17 protein-coding genes are annotated in these 18,405 nt (G+C 75.7%); 4 read left to right on the top strand and 13 right to left on the bottom strand.

Features of this window, described 5'->3' with window-relative positions; genetic code table 11:
- Window positions 1–106: 106 nt before the first annotated feature.
- Entirely contained in the window at window positions 107–1,447 is a 1,341-nt protein-coding gene (locus ACI781_RS15295; RefSeq protein WP_456566974.1) for a M23 family metallopeptidase, read from the bottom strand.
- 215 nt (window positions 1,448–1,662) lie between these two features.
- Between ACI781_RS15295 and ACI781_RS15290 the strand changes: the two genes are divergently transcribed.
- The gene (locus tag ACI781_RS15290; protein ID WP_456566973.1) at window positions 1,663–2,727 is read left to right on the top strand and encodes a Glu/Leu/Phe/Val family dehydrogenase; all 1,065 of its coding nucleotides are present in this window, start codon (window positions 1,663–1,665) and stop codon (window positions 2,725–2,727) included.
- A 183-nt stretch (window positions 2,728–2,910) separates the two neighbouring features.
- Complete coding sequence (locus ACI781_RS15285) at window positions 2,911–3,132, top strand: DUF3073 domain-containing protein (RefSeq protein ID WP_456566972.1); 222 nt, start codon at window positions 2,911–2,913, stop codon at window positions 3,130–3,132.
- 220 nt (window positions 3,133–3,352) lie between these two features.
- On the opposite strand, the gene purM is transcribed toward ACI781_RS15285, so the two are convergent.
- From purM to purS, 9 genes are all read right to left on the bottom strand, one after another.
- Complete coding sequence (purM, locus tag ACI781_RS15280; protein WP_456566971.1) at window positions 3,353–4,414, bottom strand: phosphoribosylformylglycinamidine cyclo-ligase; 1,062 nt, start codon at window positions 4,412–4,414, stop codon at window positions 3,353–3,355.
- Window positions 4,411–5,976, bottom strand: coding sequence for an amidophosphoribosyltransferase (gene purF, locus ACI781_RS15275; protein WP_456566970.1), 1,566 nt, complete (start codon window positions 5,974–5,976; stop codon window positions 4,411–4,413). Before purF ends, purM begins: the two co-directional genes overlap by 4 nt.
- 128 nt (window positions 5,977–6,104) lie before the next feature.
- Window positions 6,105–6,725, bottom strand: a complete 621-nt coding sequence (locus ACI781_RS15270) for an MBL fold metallo-hydrolase (protein WP_456566969.1) — start codon at window positions 6,723–6,725, stop codon at window positions 6,105–6,107.
- Window positions 6,726–6,727: 2 nt separating this feature from the next.
- Window positions 6,728–7,813: an S-(hydroxymethyl)mycothiol dehydrogenase gene (locus tag ACI781_RS15265; protein WP_456566968.1), complete on the bottom strand. Its 1,086-nt coding sequence runs from the start codon at window positions 7,811–7,813 to the stop codon at window positions 6,728–6,730.
- A gap of 247 nt (window positions 7,814–8,060) precedes the next feature.
- Window positions 8,061–8,846 carry an acyl-CoA thioesterase domain-containing protein gene (locus ACI781_RS15260; protein WP_456566967.1) on the bottom strand — a complete coding sequence of 262 codons (786 nt, stop codon included), beginning with the start codon at window positions 8,844–8,846 and terminating at the stop codon, window positions 8,061–8,063.
- Between the two features lie 17 nt (window positions 8,847–8,863).
- Window positions 8,864–9,247: a sterol carrier family protein gene (locus tag ACI781_RS15255; protein ID WP_456566966.1), complete on the bottom strand. Its 384-nt coding sequence runs from the start codon at window positions 9,245–9,247 to the stop codon at window positions 8,864–8,866.
- A gap of 23 nt (window positions 9,248–9,270) precedes the next feature.
- Window positions 9,271–11,556, bottom strand: a complete 2,286-nt coding sequence (gene purL, locus ACI781_RS15250) for a phosphoribosylformylglycinamidine synthase subunit PurL (protein WP_456566965.1) — start codon at window positions 11,554–11,556, stop codon at window positions 9,271–9,273.
- Window positions 11,553–12,224, bottom strand: a complete 672-nt coding sequence (gene purQ / locus ACI781_RS15245) for a phosphoribosylformylglycinamidine synthase subunit PurQ (RefSeq protein ID WP_456566964.1) — start codon at window positions 12,222–12,224, stop codon at window positions 11,553–11,555. Before purQ ends, purL begins: the two co-directional genes overlap by 4 nt.
- Before the next feature lie 10 nt (window positions 12,225–12,234).
- Window positions 12,235–12,474 carry a phosphoribosylformylglycinamidine synthase subunit PurS gene (gene purS / locus ACI781_RS15240; protein WP_456566963.1) on the bottom strand — a complete coding sequence of 80 codons (240 nt, stop codon included), beginning with the start codon at window positions 12,472–12,474 and terminating at the stop codon, window positions 12,235–12,237.
- Window positions 12,475–12,621: 147 nt separating this feature from the next.
- Between purS and ACI781_RS15235 the strand changes: the two genes are divergently transcribed.
- Window positions 12,622–13,290 (top strand): flagellar brake protein, encoded by a 669-nt coding sequence (locus ACI781_RS15235; protein ID WP_456566962.1) that lies wholly within the window; start codon window positions 12,622–12,624, stop codon window positions 13,288–13,290.
- Between the two features lie 41 nt (window positions 13,291–13,331).
- Here the strand turns inward: ACI781_RS15235 and ACI781_RS15230 are convergent, their stop codons facing one another.
- Together ACI781_RS15230 and purB are read right to left on the bottom strand one after the other, a co-directional pair.
- The gene (locus ACI781_RS15230; protein WP_456566961.1) at window positions 13,332–14,192 is read right to left on the bottom strand and encodes a phosphoribosylaminoimidazolesuccinocarboxamide synthase; all 861 of its coding nucleotides are present in this window, start codon (window positions 14,190–14,192) and stop codon (window positions 13,332–13,334) included.
- A gap of 77 nt (window positions 14,193–14,269) precedes the next feature.
- Window positions 14,270–15,577 carry an adenylosuccinate lyase gene (purB, locus tag ACI781_RS15225; protein ID WP_456566960.1) on the bottom strand — a complete coding sequence of 436 codons (1,308 nt, stop codon included), beginning with the start codon at window positions 15,575–15,577 and terminating at the stop codon, window positions 14,270–14,272.
- A 103-nt stretch (window positions 15,578–15,680) separates the two neighbouring features.
- On the opposite strand from purB, the gene ACI781_RS15220 reads away from it, so the two are divergent.
- A complete protein-coding gene (locus ACI781_RS15220; RefSeq protein WP_456566959.1) occupies window positions 15,681–17,099 on the top strand; it encodes an AI-2E family transporter in 1,419 nt (472 codons plus the stop codon).
- A gap of 25 nt (window positions 17,100–17,124) precedes the next feature.
- On the opposite strand, the gene purD is transcribed toward ACI781_RS15220, so the two are convergent.
- Window positions 17,125–18,396: a phosphoribosylamine--glycine ligase gene (gene purD, locus ACI781_RS15215; RefSeq protein ID WP_456566958.1), complete on the bottom strand. Its 1,272-nt coding sequence runs from the start codon at window positions 18,394–18,396 to the stop codon at window positions 17,125–17,127.
- Between the last annotated feature and the right edge of the window lie 9 nt (window positions 18,397–18,405).

Below are 18,405 nucleotides of genomic sequence, written 5' to 3'. Positions count from 1 at the left end.
TTTCGGCACCGCCAAGTGCACGGGCGGCGCACCACCCCGCGACCGACGACCGCGCCCCCCCCCCCCCGCGGGGGGGCGGGCCGCTGTCGTGCGGGGGCCGGGTGGCTCAGCAGCCGCCGATGCTCACGCCGCGGGCGCGCAGCCACGGCGCCGGGTCCACCTGGCCGCCGTACATCGCGCCGCCGGGGTGCACCTCGAAGTGCAGGTGCGGGCCCGTGGACTGCCCGCGGTTGCCCACCTCGGCGATCTGCTCGCCGGCGGAGACCCGCTCGCCGGCACGGACGAAGTACTGGTTCACGTGCCCGTACACCGTCACCGCACCGTCGTCGCCGCGGATGTAGACGGCGTACCCGAAGCCCGTCGCCGTCCCCGCGCGCTGCACGACGCCGCTGTGGGCCGCGTAGATGGGCGTTCCGATCGGGGCCGCGATGTCCACGCCGCCGTGCAGCGTGCCCCAGCGGTAGCCGAAGCAGCTGGAGGTGCGGCCCGAGGTGGGCTTGACGTAGGGGCCGCCACCCCCGGAGGCAGCCGCCCCGCCGCCACCCGAGCTCTGCGCGCGGGCCGCCGCGGCCGCGGCCGCGGCCTCCTGGGCGGCCCGCTCGGCGGCGGCCGCGGCGGCGGCCTCCTCGGCCGCCTTCTGCTGCTGCCACTGCTGGTAGGCGTCCCGGGCGCCCTGCAGCTGCAGGAGCTGGATGTTGGCCGCCTCCAGCTGCTGGTCGTAGGCGGCCTTCTGGGCGGAGATCTCGGTGTAGGCGGCCTGCGCGGACGCGGCCTGGTCGTCGGCGGCCTGCTTGGCGGCCTCGGCCTCGGCCTCGGCGGCGGCCGCGGCGTCACGGGCGGCGCGGGCCGCGGACTCGGCGTTGGCCTGCTGGACGCGGGCGACCTCCAGGCCGTCGAGGACGTCGACCTGCGTGTCACCGACGTACTCCAGGAGGGCGGCGCGCTGCACGAGCTCCGCCGGGCCCTCCGCGTCGAGCAGCGCCTGGGTGGTGGTGAGCCGGCTGCCGTTCATGTAGCTGGTGCGGGCGAACTCGCCGATCCGGACGCGGGCGGCGGCCACCGCATCGGCGGCGGCCTGCAGCTGCGCGGCGGCCTCGTCGGCGGCGGCCTGCGCGGCCTGGCGCTGCTCCTCCGCGGCCAGGTACGCGGCGCCGGCGGACTCGGCCTGCAGGTTCAGCCGCTCGAGCTCGGCCTCGGCGCCGGCCACCAGGGCGGCGATGCGGCCCACCTCGGCGGCGGCGGCGTCCTGGGCGGCGCGGGCGTCGGCGAGCTGGCCGTCGCTGGGGTTGACCGGCGGGGCGGGCGCCGCGAGCGCGGGACCGGCGGCGCCCAGCAGCGCCGCGCCGGCGAGCGCGGTGGCCAGGGCCAGGCGCAGCCCCCGCGGACGGCGGCCGGATCGGGTCCGGTCGGCGTGCGTCCGGCGCCGGCCGGCGAGGCCCTGCAGCATGGTGTCGCTCCCTGGGGAAGAGGGGTCGGGCCTGGGCCCGGCGCGGTGCACTCCCGTCACGGGAGCCCCACGCGCTCGTTCCTGTCCCAGGAGTTCTCGTCACCCTCCCGGGTGACCTTGAGGCTTCCGGCCGGATTTCTCCCGGAACGTGCGCTGGGGCACACCGCCCGCGGCGCGGCCCGCGGGCAACCGGGTCCCTTCCCTACGCTCGGTCCGTGGACGTCTTCGGCTCCGGTCACGAACAGGTCGTCTTCTGCTCCGACCCGGGGTCGGGGCTGCGGGCGGTGATCGCCATCTACTCGACCGCGCTCGGGCCCGCGCTGGGCGGCACCCGCTTCCACCCGTACGCGGACGAGGCCGGGGCGGTCGCCGACGCCCTCGCCCTGTCGAGGGCCATGGCCTACAAGAACAGCCTGGCCGGCCTGGACCTCGGCGGCGGCAAGGCCGTGGTCATCGGCGACCCGCGGACGGACAAGACCGAGGCGCTGCTGCGGGCCTACGGGCGGTTCGTGGAGTCCCTGGGCGGGCGCTACCTGACCGCGTGCGACGTCGGCACCACCAACGCCGACCTCGACGTCGTCGCCCGCGAGACCCGGTTCGCGCACGGCCGGTCGGTGGCCATGGGCGGGTGCGGCGACTCCTCGGTGCTCACCGCCCACGGCGTCTTCCAGGGCATGCGGGCCGCCGCCGAGCACCGCTGGGGAGCGCCGTCGCTGGCCGGGCGCCGGGTCGCCGTCGCCGGGGTGGGCAAGGTCGGGAGCTGGCTGGTCGACCGGCTCGTCGCGGACGGCGCGGCCGTCGTCGTCACCGACGTGGACGCCGCCGCCGTGGCCCGGGTCCGGGCCCGCCACCCCGCGGTGGAGGCGGTGGCCGACACCGCCACGCTGGTGCGCACCCCGGCCGACGTCTACGCCCCGTGTGCGCTCGGCGGCGCCCTCGACGACGACACGGTGGCCGCGCTGCAGGCCGAGGTGGTCTGCGGCGGCGCGAACAACCAGCTCGCCCACGAGGGGACGGCGGACCTGCTGCTGCGCCGCGGCGTCCTGTACGCGCCGGACTACCTGGTGAACGCCGGCGGGGTGATCCAGGTCGAGGACGAGCGGCACGGTTTCGACTTCGCCCGGGCCGAGGCGCGCGCCGACGGCATCTTCGACGTCACGCTGCGGGTGCTGCGCGAGGCCGACGCCGCCGGCGTCTCCCCCGCCGTCACCGCCGACCGGATCGCCGAGGAGCGCATGCGCTCGGTGGGCCGTCTGGCCACGATCCGCCTGCCGCACTGAGCCCCCGGTCACACCGCGGGCGGGCGCGCCGACCCGGACGGGGGACCGGGGAGGGAGGACGTGTGCCCGGCGTCGACGCGTGTCGTAAGCTCGGTCCAGACACAGTCACTCAGTCGGGGTCGCCACGCGGGCCGCTCAGCCCGGAGCTGGGCTCCCGTACTCCGTAACGAGGGGGTCGAGCCGATGGGGCGCGGCCGAGCGAAGGCCAAGCAGACACGCGTGGCCCGTGAGCTCAAGTACAGCTCACCCAACACCGACCTCTCCGCGCTCCAGCGCGAACTGGCCGGTTCTCCGTCGACCTACACGCCGTCGCGTGCGGCGAAGGACGACGACGAGGACGACGACGAGTACGCCGACCGCTGGGCGGACGACGACTCGGACGACGACTGGGCGACCAGCCGCTGAGCAGCGGCTGAGCCCGGGCGCAGGCGCCTGACTCGACACCGCCGTCCCCTCCGGGGGACGGCGGTGTGTCACGCGTGCGTCCGGTCCCGCGCGGTCCGACGTCCTCCCCCGCCGCCGGCGGTGGGGTCGCCTCCGGGCGGCGCCGTCGCCGCCGGCGGCCACCTCCCTGCCCTGGGCTGCGCCCGGGGCCGGGTGAGACCTGGTCCCCGGGCGGGCCGGGTCAGCGGTAGGTGCCCACCAGGCGCGCCCCGGCCGACTGCCCCGGCGCGTCCTGCACCGTGCCGGCCACCCACGCGGGGACGCCGCGGTCGGTGAGCAGCGCGACGGCGCGGTCGGCGACCTCCGCCGCGACGACGGCCACCATGCCGACGCCGCAGTTGAAGGCGCGCTCGGACTCCTCGCGCGGGACGCCGTGCTCCTCCAGCAGGTGCACGGCCGCCGGCAGGGCCCACGTGCCGCGGTCCAGCACGGCCTCGGCGCCGTCGGGGACGACGCGCACCGTGTTGCCGGCCAGGCCGCCGCCGGTGATGTGCGCGAACGCGTGCACGCCGTCGGTGCCGAGCTCGCCGACCAGCGCCAGGCAGTCCAGCGCGTAGATGCGGGTGGGCTCCAGCAGCACCTCGCCCAGCGGCCGGTCCAGGCCCGCGGGGGTGCCGGTGAGGTCGAGCCCCGCGGCGGAGACGACGCGGCGGACCAGCGAGTAGCCGTTGGAGTGGAAACCGGAGGAGGCCATCGCGACGACGACGTCACCGGCCCGCACCCGCTCCGGGCCCAGCACCGCGTCGGCCTCCACGACGCCGACGGCGGTCGCCGCGAGGTCGTAGTCGTCGGCGGCCATCAGGTCGCCGTGCTCGGCGGTCTCCCCGCCGACCAGCGCCGCCCCGGCCCGGGTGCAGCCCTCGGCGATGCCGGTGACGATCGCGGCGATGCGCTCGGGCACCACCCGGCCGCAGGCGACGTAGTCCTGGAGGAACAGCGGCTCGGCGCCGCAGGCCACCAGGTCGTCGACGACCATCGCGACGAGGTCGATGCCGACCGTGTCGTGCCGGTCCAGCTGGCGGGCGAGGGCGATCTTGGTGCCGACGCCGTCCGTGGACGACGCGAGCAGCGGGCGCCGGTACTTCGCCACGTCGAGCGCGAACAGCCCTGCGAAGCCGCCCAGCCCGCCGACGACCTCCGGCCGGTTGGTGCGCTCGACCGCGCTGCGCATCAGCGTGACGGCCCGCTCGCCGGCGTCGATGTCGACGCCGCTGGCCGCGTAGGTGAACTGCTGGTCGCTCACGGGCGCTGCAGGGCGTCGTCCGCACCGCCGGGCACGGTGGCGCTGCCGGCCTGCTGGCCGATCCAGCCGGTGACGGCGCGCTGGGCTTCCGCCCGGGGCATGGCGGTCCGGCCGATCCCCTCGAGCAGGTGCTTGCCGAGGACGTCGGACTCGCCGAGCGCGATCGGGTACTGGCCGGTGAAGCAGGCGGTGCACAGGCGCGTGGCGGGCTGCTCGGTGGCGGCGACGAGCCCCTGCTCGGAGACGTAGGCCAGCGAGTCGGCGTTGATGGAGGCACGCACGCCGTCGACGTCCAGGCCGTTGGCGATGAGCTCGGCCCGGCTGGCGAAGTCGATGCCGTAGAAGCACGGCCACTTCACCGGCGGCGAGGAGATCCGCACGTGCACCTCGAGCGCACCGGCCTCGCGGAGCATGCGGATCAGCGCGCGCTGGGTGTTGCCGCGCACGATCGAGTCGTCGACGACGACCAGCCGCTTGCCGCGGATGACGTCGCGCAGCGGGTTGAGCTTCAGCCGGATGCCCAGCTGGCGGATCGTCTGCGAGGGCTGGATGAAGGTCCGGCCGACGTAGGAGTTCTTGACCAGCCCCAGCCCGTAGGGGATGCCGCTGGCCTCGGCGTAGCCGACGGCCGCCGGGGTGCCCGACTCGGGGACCGGGATGACCAGGTCGGCCTCGACCGGGTGCTCCTTGGCCAGCCGGCGGCCGATCTCGACGCGGGCGGCGTGCACGCCGCGGCCGCTGATGGTCGTGTCGGGGCGGGCGAGGTAGACGTACTCGAACACGCAGCCCTTGGGCTCGGCGGCGGCGAAGTGCTGGCTGCGCAGCCCGTTCTCGTCGATCGCGATGAGCTCGCCGGGCTCCACCTCGCGGACGACGGAGGCGCCGACGATGTCCAGCGCCGCGGTCTCGCTGGCGACCACCCAGCCGCGCTCCAGCCGGCCCAGGACCAGCGGGCGGACACCCTGCGGGTCGCGGGCGGCGTAGAGGGTGTCCTCGTCCATGAACGTGAGGCTGAACGCGCCCCGCAGCTGCGGGAGCACCTCCATCGCCGCGGCCTCGACCGACATGTCCGGGCGGGCGGCGATGAGCGAGGTGACGAGGTCGGAGTCGGTGCTCGCGCTGAACGCGCCCGGCACCCCCGCGTCGGCGGCCTTGCTGGCCAGCTCGGCGGTGTTGACCAGGTTGCCGTTGTGGCACAGGGCCAGGCCGGTGCCGGCGTCGGTGGTGCGGAAGGTCGGCTGGGCGTTCTCCCAGGTGGAGGAGCCGGTGGTCGAGTACCGGGTGTGGCCGACGGCGAGGTGCCCGCGCAGGCTGCCCAGCGTCGCCTCGTCGAACACCTGGCTGACCAGCCCGAGGTCCTTGTAGACCACGACCGAGGCGCCGTCGGAGACCGCGATGCCGGCCGCCTCCTGCCCGCGGTGCTGGAGCGCGTACAGACCGAAGTAGGTCAGCTTCGCGACCTCCTCACCCGGCGCCCAGACACCGAAGACGCCGCAGGCGTCCTGGGGTCCGGGGGACTGGGGGTCGAGGTCGTGCGTCAGCCGTCCGTCACCGCGAGGCACTCGTGCGAGAGTACCGGGGCCGCGCCCGGATGGGGGCCCCGGTTCCGGGATCCACGCCACACCCCGGCGCGTCGACCCGCCCGCGCGCCCCGGCGGCGGGGCGACCCGCCGCCGGGGACCCTCCGCTGTCAGCGGACGGTACCCAGCTCCGCGGCGATCGTGGTGTCCTCGCCGTGCCCGGTCCGGACGACGGTGTCGCCGGGCAGGGTCAGCAGCTTCGTGCGGATGGACTGCACGATGGTCGGGTGGTCGCTGAAGGAGCGGCCGGTGGCGCCGGGGCCGCCGCAGAACAGCGTGTCGCCGGTGAAGACGGTGCCCAGGTCCGCCGAGTGCAGGCAGGTGCTGCCCGGGGAGTGGCCCGGCGTGTGCAGCGCGACCAGCGTGGAGCCGGCGACGGTGAACGTCGTCCCCTCGACCAGGTCCCGGTCGGGGTCCGCGGCCGGCAGGGAGACCCCGTGGACCATGTCCCACAGCATCCGGTCCGCCGCCGGGAACCAGATCGGGGCGTCGACGGCATCGCGCAGCGCGACCGCCGCGGTGATGTGGTCGTTGTGCCCGTGGGTGAGCACGATCCCGGTCACGGTGCGGCCGCCGATCGCCTCGACGATGGGCTCGGCGCGGTGCGGGGCGTCGATGACCAGCACGTGGGTGTCGTCGCCGACCAGCCAGACGTTGTTGTCGACGTCGAAGTCCTGCCCGTCGAGGCTGAAGACGCCGCTGACGACGGTCTTGTCGATCCGCGCGGCCATGCTCAGAACACCACGACCGAGCGCAGGACCTCGCCCGCGTGCATCTTCTCGAAGGCGCTCTCGACGGAGTCCAGGCCGATGGTCTCGGTGACGAAGTCCGCCAGCGGGAAGCGGCCCTGCAGGTACAGGTCGGTGAGCATCGGGAAGTCCCGCGACGGCAGGCAGTCGCCGTACCAGCTGGACTTGAGCGCCCCGCCGCGGCCGAACAGCTCGATCATCGGCAGCGTGAGCTGCATGTCGGGGGTGGGGACGCCGACCAGCACCACGCGGCCGGCGAGGTCACGGGCCTGGAACGCCTGCTCGTACACCGCCGGGTGGCCGACCGCGTCGATCGCCACGTCGACGCCGAACCCGCCGGTCGCCGCGCGGATCGCCTCGACCGCGTCGGTCTCCCTGGAGTTGACCGTGTGGGTGGCGCCGAACTGCCGGGCCCACTCCAGCTTCCGGTCGTCGATGTCGACGGCGACGATCGTCGTCGCCCCGGCCAGCTTCGCCCCGGCGATCGCGGCGTCCCCGACGCCGCCGCAGCCGAACACCGCGACCGACTCGCCGCGGCGCACGGCGCCGGTGTTGATCGCCGCGCCCACGCCGGCCATGACGCCGCAGCCGAGCAGGCCGGCGGCCGTGGCGGGGGCGGCCGGGTCGACCTTGGTGCACTGGCCCGAGTGGACCAGGGTCTTCTCCACGAACGCGCCGATCCCCAGGGCCGGGGAGAGCTCCGTGCCGTCGGCCAGCGTCATCTTCTGCGCGGCGTTGTGGGTGTCGAAGCAGTACTGCGGCTCGCCCTTGAGGCAGGCGCGGCACTGACCGCAGACCGCCCGCCAGTTGAGGACGACGAAGTCCCCGACGGCGACGTTCGTGACGCCCTCGCCGACCGCGGCGACCGTCCCGGCGGCCTCGTGGCCGAGCAGGAACGGGAAGTCGTCGTTGATGCCGCCCTCGCGGTAGTGCAGGTCGGTGTGGCAGACGCCGCACGCCTGGACGTCGACGACCGCCTCGCCGGGGCCCGGGTCGGGCACGAGCACCGTCTCGATGCTGACCGGAGCTCCCTTGCTGCGGGCGACGACGCCCTTCACCTCGTAGGCCATGCCGCGAGCCTAGGGGCCCGGGCGGGGGCCCGCGGACCCCGTCCGGGCCACGGGCCGGCCGTCGCGGTGGCATGGCCCCACCGCACCCCCGGCCCCACCGCACCCCGGCACTGCCGCGAGGTGGGGGCGGGTGCCGCGCTGTGGGGCGGCACCGGAGCCCGAGGCCCGGCACTGCCGCGGTGCTCCGGTGCTGCGGAGCTGCGGAGCTGCGGAGCTGCGGGAGGGCCCGTCGAGCGGCTGGGGCCGCTCAGCGCTCGCGCTGCCGGATCCGCGGGTCGGCCAGGGCCGCGGCGGTGCAGCTGCCGATCCGGCCCTCGCGGTCGTACATCCAGGCCGTGCCGACGCCGACGCCGTCCGTCCCCACGTGACCGGTGGACTCCACGCCGATCCACTCCCCGACCGGGTCGCGGGACAGGTACATCGTCAGGTCGGCGTTGATGAACGCCAGGCCACCGCGGCCGGAGTTGGCGATCGGGTTGGCGAAGTCGGCCATGAGGGCGGCGCGCAACGCCGGGGTCAGCGGCTGCCCGGCCACGAAGTCGACCCGCTCCCGCAGCCAGACCCGGCCCGGGCCGGCGGCGCCGCGCCGGCGCGCGGCCGGCCGGATCTCGAACGACATCGGGCCGCCCAGCGACCCCTCGATCGCCTCGGGCAGGGGCACGTCCCACGGCTCGGGCGCCCACGGCTCGCCCTCGGGGTGCTCGGAGCGGCGCAGCAGCAGGGCGGAGCCGCGGGCCACCTCGACGTCGCCGTCGAGGACGGCGACGTCCACCGACCGCAGCCGCCGGCCCTCCCGCGTGCGGCGGGCGACCACGCGCAGCGGCCGCATCGGCACGGGCCGGACCATGTCGACCGTCAGCCGGGTCAGCTGCAGGTCGGGGTCGCTGCCGTCGTCCTCGGCGCCGTCGCGCTCCACCCCCCAGGCCACGAGCCCGCCGACGTGGTGGCCGTTGACCATCTCGTCCGACCACGGGCTGCGGGCGAAGGCGGTCGGGACCAGCAGGTCGCCGTCGGGGGTGAAGGACGCGTCCACGAGATCTCCTCGATCGGTCAGCGCAGCGGGCGCAGGGGGAGGTGGTCGCCGAGGTCGGCGCGGTTGCCGCTGGCGCTGACCAGCCCCTGGGCCACCGCCTCGGCCCAGCCGGTCGCGCCGGTGGCCAGCCGCAGCCAGGTGGCGGCGTCGGTCTCGACCACGTTCGGCGGGGTGCCGCGGGTGTGCCGGGGCCCGGGCACCAGCTGGACGGCGACGTGCGGGGGCACCCGCAGCTCCACCGACCGGCCCGGCACCTGCTGGGCCAGCCAGCGGGCGCTGGTCCTCACGGCCGCGCTCAGCACCGAGCGCGGCGGCTGCTCGGCCTCGCCGGCCAGCCAGGCACGCACCGGGTCGACGGCGGCGCGCAGCTCGTCGGCCGGGATCGGTGCGGTCGGTGCCATGGGACGGACGCCTCGCCGGGGCGTCAGCTGGTGGGGACGGTCCCCGCGGGGACGCTGCCCACCGTGGCCTCGGGGGTGCCGAAGAGCGCCGGGAGGGTCGCCGTCCACGCGGCGCGCAGCTCGGCCAGCGGCAGCTCGGGCAGGCCCTCGACGGCGAGGGACTCCCCGCCCGTGGTGCCCAGCTCGGTCACCGCGACCCCGGCCCACTCCGCGGTCGCCCGCACGGCGTCGGGGTCGGTCGTGGTGACCACGGCGCGGGCCCCGGACTCGCTGAACAGCGCGACGAACGGGTCGCCGGGAAGGGTCAGGCGGGCGCCGGTGCCGTACCGCAGCGCCGCCTCCGCGAGCGCCTGCGCCAGGCCGCCGTCGGCCAGGTCGTGGGCGGAGGTGACCCGCCCCTCGCGGGCGAGGGCGGCGAGCAGCTCGCCCAGCGCCCGCTCCGCCGGCAGGTCGACCGCCGGCGGGCGACCGCCGAGGTGGCCGTGGACGACCCCGGCCCACGCCGACCCGCCGAGCTCCTCGCGGGTGGTGCCGAGCAGCAGGACGGTCTCGCCGGCGGCGCGCCAGCCGGTGGGCACCCGGCGGCGGACGTCCTCGTGCACGCCCAGCACGCCGATGACCGGCGTCGGGTTGATCGCGACGTCGCCGGTCTGGTTGTAGAGGCTGACGTTGCCGCCGGTGACCGGCAGGCCCAGCTCGCGGCAGCCGTCGGCCAGGCCGCGCACGGCCTCGGCGAACTGCCACATGACCTCGGGGTTCTCCGGGGAGCCGAAGTTCAGGCAGTTGGTGACCGCCAGCGGCGTCGCGCCCGAGACGGCGACGTTGCGGTAGGCCTCGGCGAGGTTGAGCTGCGCGCCGGCGTAGGGGTCGAGCCGGGCGAAGCGGGCGTTGCCGTCCAGCGCCAGGGCGATGCCGCGGTGGGACTCCTCGTCGATGCGGACGACGCCGGCGTCCTCGGGCTGGGCCAGGACCGTGTTGCCGCGGACGTAGCGGTCGTACTGCTCGGTGACCCAGGACTTGTCGGCGCCGTCGGGGCTGGCGACGACGGCCAGCCAGTGCGCCTGCAGCTCCTCGGGGCCGGCCGGGCGCGGGAGGCGGGCGGCGTCGTCGGCCTGCAGCGCGTCCAGGTCGGCGGGGCGGGCCATCGGCCGCTCGTAGACCGGGCCCTCGTGCGCGACGGTGCGCGGCGGGACGTCGACGATCCGCTCGCCGTGCCAGTCGACGGTCAGCCGGTCGCCGTCGGTGACCTCACCGATGACGGCGGCCAGCACGTCCCACTTGCGGCAGACCGCGAGGAAGGCGTCGACCTTGTCCGGCTCGACGATCGCGCACATGCGCTCCTGCGACTCGCTCATCAGGATCTCGGCCGGGGTGAGCGTCGAGTCCCGCAGCGGCACGCGGTCGAGGTCGACGTGCATGCCCCCGGTGCCGGCGCTGGCCAGCTCGCTGGTGGCGCAGGACAGGCCGGCACCGCCGAGGTCCTGGATGCCGGTGACCAGGTCGGCGGCGAAGATCTCCAGGCACGCCTCGATGAGCAGCTTCTCGGTGAACGGGTCGCCGACCTGCACGCTGGGCCGCTTGGCGGGGCCGTGCTCGTCGAAGGTCTCGCTCGCCAGCACGCTCACGCCGCCGATGCCGTCGCCGCCGGTGCGGGCGCCGAACAGGACGACCTTGTTGCCCACGCCCTCGGCCTTGGCCAGGTGCACGTCCTCGTGCCGCATGACCCCGACGCACAGGGCGTTGACCAGCGGGTTGCCGGCGTAGCAGTCGTCGAACAGCAGCTCGCCGCCGATGTTGGGCAGGCCCAGGCAGTTGCCGTAGCCGCCGACCCCGGCGACCACGCCGGGCAGCAACCGCGCGGTGTCGGGCGCGTCGGCGCGGCCGAAGCGCAGCGAGTCCATGACGGCGACCGGGCGCGCGCCCATGGTGAGGATGTCGCGGACGATGCCGCCGACGCCGGTGGCCGCGCCCTGGTAGGGCTCGACGTAGCTGGGGTGGTTGTGCGACTCGACCTTGAAGGTGACCGCGTAGCCGTCGCCGACGTCGACCACGCCGGCGTTCTCGCCGATGCCGACCAGCAGCGCCTCGCTGCGCGGCAGGTCGCCGAAGCGGCGCAGGTGCACCTTCGAGCTCTTGTAGGAGCAGTGCTCGCTCCACATGACCGAGTACATGGCCAGCTCGGCGGTGGTGGGCCGGCGGCCGAGGATCTCGCGGATCCGGGCGTACTCGTCGGGCTTGAGCCCGAGCTCGGCGTAGGGCTGCTCGTCCCCGGGGGTGCGTGCGGCGACCTCGACGGTGTCCAGGCTCATGCGGACAGGACTCCCTGCAGGACGCTGGTGAAGAAGCCGAGGCCGTCGACCGAGGGGCCGGTGAGCTCCTCGACGGCGTGCTCCGGGTGCGGCATGAGGCCGACGACCCGGCCGTCGGCGCTGGTCACGCCGGCGATGTCGGCGAGGCTGCCGTTGGGGTTGCCGCCGACGTAGCGGACGGCGACCCGCCCCTCGCCCTCGAGCCGCTCCAGGTCGGCGGGCGCGGCGACGTAGCGGCCCTCGCCGTTCTTGACCGGGACCACGATGACCTGCCCGGCCTCGTAGGACGAGGTCCACGCGGTGTCGGCGCGCTCGATCCGCAGCTGCTGGTCGCGGTTGCGGAAGTGCAGGTGGGCGTTGCGGTGCAGGGCGCCGGGCAGCAGGCCGGCCTCGCACAGCACCTGGAAGCCGTTGCAGATGCCGAGCACCGGCAGCCCGGTGCGCGCGGCCGCCACGACGTCCTGCATGAGCGGCGAGCGGGCGGCGATGGCGCCGGCGCGGAGGTAGTCGCCGTAGGAGAAGCCGCCGGGGAGGACGACGGCGTCGACGTCCTTCAGGTCGTGGTCGCCGTGCCACAGCGCGACGGGCTCGCCGCCGGCCAGGCGCACCGCGCGGGCGGCGTCGACGTCGTCCAGGGAGCCCGGGAAGGTGATGACACCGATGCGCAAGGGGAGGTCCTCAGTCGTTCGGGAGGTGCAGCTCGACGTCCTCGATGACGGGGTTGGCCAGGAGCGTCTCGGCGATCTGCCGCAGCTCGGCCTCGTCGGGGGTGCCCTCGACGTCGAGGACGAAGTGTTTGCCCTGCCGGACGCCGGTCACCCCGGCGTGGCCCAGCCGGCCGAGAGCGCCGAGCACCGCCTGCCCCTGGGGGTCGGAGATCTCCGGCTTGAGGACGACGTCGACGACCACCCGAGGCACGACGGCCAGCCTACCGAGCCGCTCCCCCGGCGTGTCGGGCCGGGGCGGGCCGGACCGTCGCTAGCGTGGTTCCGAGACCGCCCCCGCCCCGAAACCGGAACGGGACCGGCCGTGCCGACGCGGCGCCGAGACGACGAGGTGAACATGGTGGACAGCCGGACGGTCGACCTCCCGCAGACCCGGGACATGGTGGACCTGCAGGTCGACGGGATCCCCGAGGGGCTGGTCGCCACGGTGCTCGAGGCAGCCCAGGGCACGCTGCTGGTGACGGTCGGCCGGACGGGCGCGGGGCGCGCGATGCGCCTCGACCCCGACACCGGCATGCAGGTCACCTGGCGGGACGGGAGCCGGTGGTTCGGGGTGCCGGCGCGGTACGTGGCCACCCACGCGGCGGCCGCCGGCGAGGCCGAGCCCCGCTGGGAGCTGCTGCTGGTCGGGGCGGCGAAGGAGACGCAGCGGCGCAACGCCGTGCGGGTCCCCCTGCGGCTGGGCGTGACGGTCAACGCCGGCCGCGAGGACCGGGCGGGGAGCACGCTCGACCTCAGCGAGGGCGGCGCGCGGCTGCTGCTGCACACCGCGCCCACGGACCGCGACGGCGGCATCCCGCACACCTCGGGCGACGCGCTCCGGCTGCGGCTGGACCTCGACGGCACGGTGGTCGAGGACGAGGTGCGGATCGTGCGCCGGTTCCTCCGGGAGGACGGCCAGTGGGAGGTCTCGGTGCGCTTCACCGGGCTGACCGAGAAGCAGCAGGACGAGATCCGGCGGCGGGTGTTCACCGAGATGCGCCTGCTGCGCAGCCGCGGCTCGCTCTGAGCCGGTCCCCGGGAGCCCGTGACGGGCTCCCGGGGCGCCGCTCAGGCGAAGGGCCGGCCGGTCAGCTTCTCGTAGGCGGTCACGTAGCGCTCCCGCGTCGCGGCGACGACGTCGGCGGGCAGCTCCGGCGGCGGCGAGACGCGGTCCCAGCCCGAGGACGTCAGCCAGTCGCGGACGAACTGCTTGTCGTAGGAGGGCTGCACCGCCCCCGGGGACCAGGTGACCGCCGGCCAGAAGCGCGAGGAGTCCGGCGTCAGCACCTCGTCGCCGAGCGTCAGCTGCCCCTCGGCGGAGCGCCCGAACTCGAACTTGGTGTCCGCCAGCACGATGCCGGCCTCCCGCGCGACCTCGGCGCCGCGGCGGTACAGCGCCAGCGTCAGCTCGCGCAGCTCCGCGGCCCGGTCGGCGCCGACCAGCGCGCCGACGGTGGCGAAGTCGATCGCCTCGTCGTGCTCCCCCACCGCGGCCTTGGTGGACGGCGTGAACACCGGCTCGGGCAGCTGTGACCCCTCGACCAGCCCGGCGGGCAGCGGGACGTCGCGGATCGACCCGGTCCGCTGGTACTCCACGGTCCCGGAGCCGGACAGGTAGCCGCGCGCCACGCACTCGACGGGCAGCATCTCCAGCCGGCGCACCAGCATCGCGCGGCCGGCCACCTCGGCCGGCACGTCGGTCGCCGACAGCAGGTGGTGGCCGGCCCCGAACCGCGCCAGCACCGGCGCCAGCTGCTCGAACCACCACACCGACAGCGCGGTGAGCACGCGCCCCTTGTCCGGGATCGGCGTCGGCAGCACGTGGTCGTACGCCGAGATCCGGTCCGACGCGACCAGCAGCAGCCGCCCGGCGCCGGCGTCGTAGACCTCGCGCACCTTGCCGCGGGCGACCAGAGGCAGATCGGTCACGGTGTCTCCCGGTTCGCTCCCGCGGGACGCTCCGCTCCTCGCTCGTTCCTCGCTGGGATGCTCACGTCCCTGTCCGCTCACGACAGGGCGGCGACGCGGTCGAACAGCGGGCCCAGCTGCTCGACGTAGCGCTCGGGCCGGCAGATCTCGTCCAGCCGCGCCTCGTCGAGGGCCACCCCGGCCGACCCCGCGCGGGCGCGCAGCGTCTCCCGGAACGGCGTGCCGGTGTTCCAGGTCTCCATCGCCGCGCCCTGCACCAGCGCGTAGGCGTCCTCGCGGGACAGCCCGCTCTCCACGACCTCCAGCAGCACCGAGGAGGTGTAGATCAGCCCGCCGGTGAGGTCCAGGTTGTCGCGCATCCGCTGGACGTCGACGACCAGGTTCTCCACCAGGCCGGTGGTCAGGTGGAGCAGGTAGTCGGTGGTGATCGCGGCGTCGGGCAGGAACACCCGCTCGGTCGAGGAGTGCGAGATGTCGCGCTCGTGCCAGAGCGGGATGCCCTCCATCACCGGGACGACGGCGGCGCGCACCACCCGCGCGAGACCGGCGATGCGCTCGGAGCGGATCGGGTTCTTCTTGTGCGGCATCGCGCTGGAGCCCTTCTGGCCCGAGCCGAACGCCTCCGACAGCTCCCGCACCTCGGTGCGCTGGCCGTGGCGGACCTCCAGCGCGACCGTCTCGCAGACCGTGGCGATGATCGCCAGCGCCGCGACCCACTCGCTGATCGAGTCGCGCAGCACCACCTGGGTGGAGGCGTCGGCGGCCCGCAGCCCCAGGGCCTGCGCGACCGTCGTCTCCACGGCGGGGTCGATGAGCGAGTACGTGCCCACGGCGCCGGAGATGGCGACGACGCCGACGCGCTCGCGCGCCGCCCGCAGCCGGTCGCGCGACCGCGCGGCGGCGAAGGCGATGTCGGCCACGCGGTGGCCCCACACGTCGGGCTCGGCGTGCACGCCGTGCGTCCGGCCGACCTTGATCGTGTCCCGGTGGGCCAGCGCGTGGTCGCGCAGGACCGCCACGAAGCGGTCCATCCGCGCCAGCAGCAGGTCGGTGGCCTCGGTCAGCTGCACCGCCAGCGCGGTGTCCAGCAGGTCCGAGGACGTCATGCCGTGGTGCACGTAGGCCGCGGCCGACCGCGGCTCGGTGTTGTCGGCCCAGGCGGAGAGGAAGGCGATGACGTCGTGCTGGGTCGTCTCCTCGATCTCGGCCACCCGCGCGGCGCTCGGCGGAGGGGCGTTGCGCACCGGCTCCACGACGTCGGCCGGGACCCGGCCGGCGGCGGCGTGCGCCTCCAGCACCAGGGTCTCGACGCGGCACCAGAGCTCGTACTTGTGCTCGTCGCTCCAGACCCGGCCCATCTCGGGGAGCGTGTAGCGGTCGATCATGCGGGTATCCGTCGCATCCGGTCAGCTCGTCGCAGCACGCTCACAGTCTCCCGCAGCGCTAGCGTGATCATGGACGCCCCCTACGGCTCGCCGGGAGGACCCGATGCTGCGACGTGCCACCGCGCTGGTCGAGCGGGCGCGCGAGCGGATCCGCACGGCCGCCGAGGCCGACCCGCACGGGTGGCACGCCGGTGACGAGGACCGCTCGATCCTGGTCCGCGACGACGAGCCCGACGGCGCCCTCCGCGACGCCGACGGCGGCGGCCAGGACCGGGCACCGGACGGCGTCCCCACGGGCGTCACCCGCCCCCCGCTGGGCAGCCCCGAGCCCGACGCCCCCGACCTCGACGGGGCGGTCGGCCCCGGCGGCGTCAGCGGCCCGCCCGCGGGCGGCTACCGCCGGCACTCGCCGCGGCGCCCGGTCGGCGACGACAGCGTGCCCACCGGGCTGCGCACGGCCGCCGCCTGGTCGTGGCGGCTGATCGTGGTCCTGGTCGGCGCGTACGTGCTGGTCACGGCCGCGGCCTACGTCGCCGTCGTCGTCGTCCCGGTCATCGTCGCGCTGCTGCTGGCGGCCCTGCTGCAGCCGGGCGCGGCGGCGCTGGTCCGGCACGGCTGGGCGCGGTCGCTGGCCGCGTTCGCCATGCTGCTGGTCGGGCTGGGCGTCGTGGCCGGGATCATCACGCTCGTCGTCGAGCGGTTCATCGACGGTTTCGACGACCTGTCCACCCAGGTCACCGCCGGCCTGGAGCAGGTCCGCGACTTCGTGGTGGACACCTTCCCGGTCTCCGAGCGCCAGCTGGACCAGGCGATCGACCAGGCGCAGGACTTCTTCGCCGGCAACCAGGACAAGATCGCCTCGGGCGCCATCAACACCGCGGCCACGGTCGGCGAGGTGTTCACCGGGATCGTCCTGGCGCTGTTCACGCTGTTCTTCTTCCTCAAGGACGGCCGGTCGATCTGGCTGTGGCTGGTCGGCCTGCTCCCCGGCGACGCCCGCGCCTACACCGACGAGGCCGCCCGCCGCGCCTGGCGGACCCTGATCAGCTACGTGCGGGCGACGGTGATCGTGGCGCTGGTCGACGCGGTCGGCATCGGCATCGGCCTGGCGGTCCTCGGCGTGCCGCTGGTCGTCCCGCTGGCCGCCCTGGTGTTCCTCGGCGCGTTCATCCCGATCATCGGCTCGTTCCTGGCCGGGTCGGTCGCCGTCCTGGTGGCGCTGGTGTCGGTGGGCCCGGTCAAGGCGCTGATCGCGCTGGCCGTCGTCATCCTGGTCATGCAGCTGGAGGGGCACGTGCTGCAGCCGCTGCTGCTCGGCCGGGCGGTGCACGTGCACCCGCTCGCGGTGGTGCTGGCGATCGCGGCCGGGCTGCTGGTCGCGGGCATCTTCGGGGCGCTCATCGCCGTCCCGGTCGTGGCCTGCACCAACGTGGCCGGCACGTACCTGGCCCGCCGGCACGACGGGCCGCGGCCGCCCGAGCCGCGGCCGGACCGGGCGCGGCCGGCGGTCGGCGTCCGCTGACGGTGCGCGCGGGCGGCCGGCCCGGCTACGGGACGGCGATGCGCCCCTCGACGGCGGCCAGCGCGATGTCGCTGCGCCAGTGCGCACCCGCCAGCCGCACCCCGGCGACCCGCTCGTAGGCGGCCTGCCGCGCGGCGGCGAGGTCCCCGCCGGTCGCGGTCACGGCGAGCACCCGGCCGCCGGCCGAGCGCACCGTGCCGTCGGCGGCGAGCGCGGTCCCGGCGTGCAGCACGCCCTCGCCGCCGGCCCCCGTCACCGGGTCCCCGGTGCGCGGCCGCTCGGGGTAGCCCGCGGCGGCGACGACGACGGTCACCGCGGCACCGGACCGCCACCGCAGCGGCGGGTGCGCGGCGAGCGTGCCGGTGGCCGCGGCGTGCAGCAGACCGCCCAGCGGCGTCTCCAGCAGCGGCAGCACCACCTGGGTCTCCGGGTCGCCGAAGCGGGCGTTGAACTCGACCACCCGGACGCCGCGCGAGGTCAGCGCCAGCCCGGCGTACAGCAGGCCGGAGAAGGGCTCCCCGCGGCGGGCCATCTCGTCGACGGTCGGCTGCAGCACGGTGGCCAGCACCTCGTCGACCAGCCCGGCCGGCGCCCAGGGCAGCGGCGCGTAGGCCCCCATGCCGCCGGTGTTGGGGCCGGCGTCGCCGTCGTCGCGGCGCTTGTGGTCCTGGGCCGGCACCAGCGGTAGCACCGTCGTCCCGTCGGTGACGGCGAACAGCGACACCTCGGGGCCGTCGAGGTACTCCTCGACCAGCACCGACCCGCCGGCGTCCAGCACGCGGTGGCCGTGCGCGACGGCGTCGGCCCGGGACGTCGTGACGACGACGCCCTTGCCGGCGGCCAGGCCGTCGTCCTTGACCACGTACGGCGCGCCGGGCACCAGCGCCGCCGCCTCGTCGAGCGCGGTCTCCAGCTCCGCCGGGCCGCCGACCGGCCACGCCCGCGCCGTCGGCACCCCCGCGGCGGTCATCACGTGCTTGGCGAAGGCCTTGCTGCCCTCGATCTGCGCGGCCTGCGCCGACGGGCCGAAGCAGGCGATCCCGGCGTCGCGGACGGCGTCGGCGGCGCCGGCGACCAGCGGCACCTCCGGCCCGACGACGACGAGGTCCGCGCCCCAGCCGGTGGCCAGCGCGGCCACCGCGACCGGGTCGGCGACGTCCAGCGACGCCGCCTCCGCGATCGCGCGGGTGCCCGCGTTCCCCGGCGCGCACGCCAGCGCGGTCACCGCGGGGTCGGACTGCAGAGCCACGCACAGGGCGTGCTCCCGGGCACCGGAGCCGATCACGAGCACGCGCACGGACGGCGA

The sequence above is a fragment of the Blastococcus sp. SYSU D00695 genome, assembly GCF_054050555.1.
Note: the sequence above shows the minus strand (reverse complement) of the source record. Positions and strands in the feature narration are given on the sequence as shown.

Bases quoted from the DNA above. Each gene is read 5' to 3' on its own strand.
- ACI781_RS15295 (WP_456566974.1), bottom strand. From the start codon at position 1,447: ATGCTGCAGGGCCTCGCCGGCCGGCGCCGGACGCACGCCGACCGGACC.
- ACI781_RS15285 (WP_456566972.1), top strand. From the start codon at position 2,911: ATGGGGCGCGGCCGAGCGAAGGCCAAGCAGACACGCGTGGCCCGTGAG.
- ACI781_RS15270 (WP_456566969.1), bottom strand. From the start codon at position 6,725: ATGGCCGCGCGGATCGACAAGACCGTCGTCAGCGGCGTCTTCAGCCTC.
- ACI781_RS15265 (WP_456566968.1), bottom strand. From the start codon at position 7,813: ATGGCCTACGAGGTGAAGGGCGTCGTCGCCCGCAGCAAGGGAGCTCCG.
- ACI781_RS15255 (WP_456566966.1), bottom strand. From the start codon at position 9,247: ATGGCACCGACCGCACCGATCCCGGCCGACGAGCTGCGCGCCGCCGTC.
- purL (WP_456566965.1), bottom strand. From the start codon at position 11,556: ATGAGCCTGGACACCGTCGAGGTCGCCGCACGCACCCCCGGGGACGAG.
- purB (WP_456566960.1), bottom strand. From the start codon at position 15,577: ATGATCGACCGCTACACGCTCCCCGAGATGGGCCGGGTCTGGAGCGAC.
- ACI781_RS15220 (WP_456566959.1), top strand. From the start codon at position 15,681: ATGCTGCGACGTGCCACCGCGCTGGTCGAGCGGGCGCGCGAGCGGATC.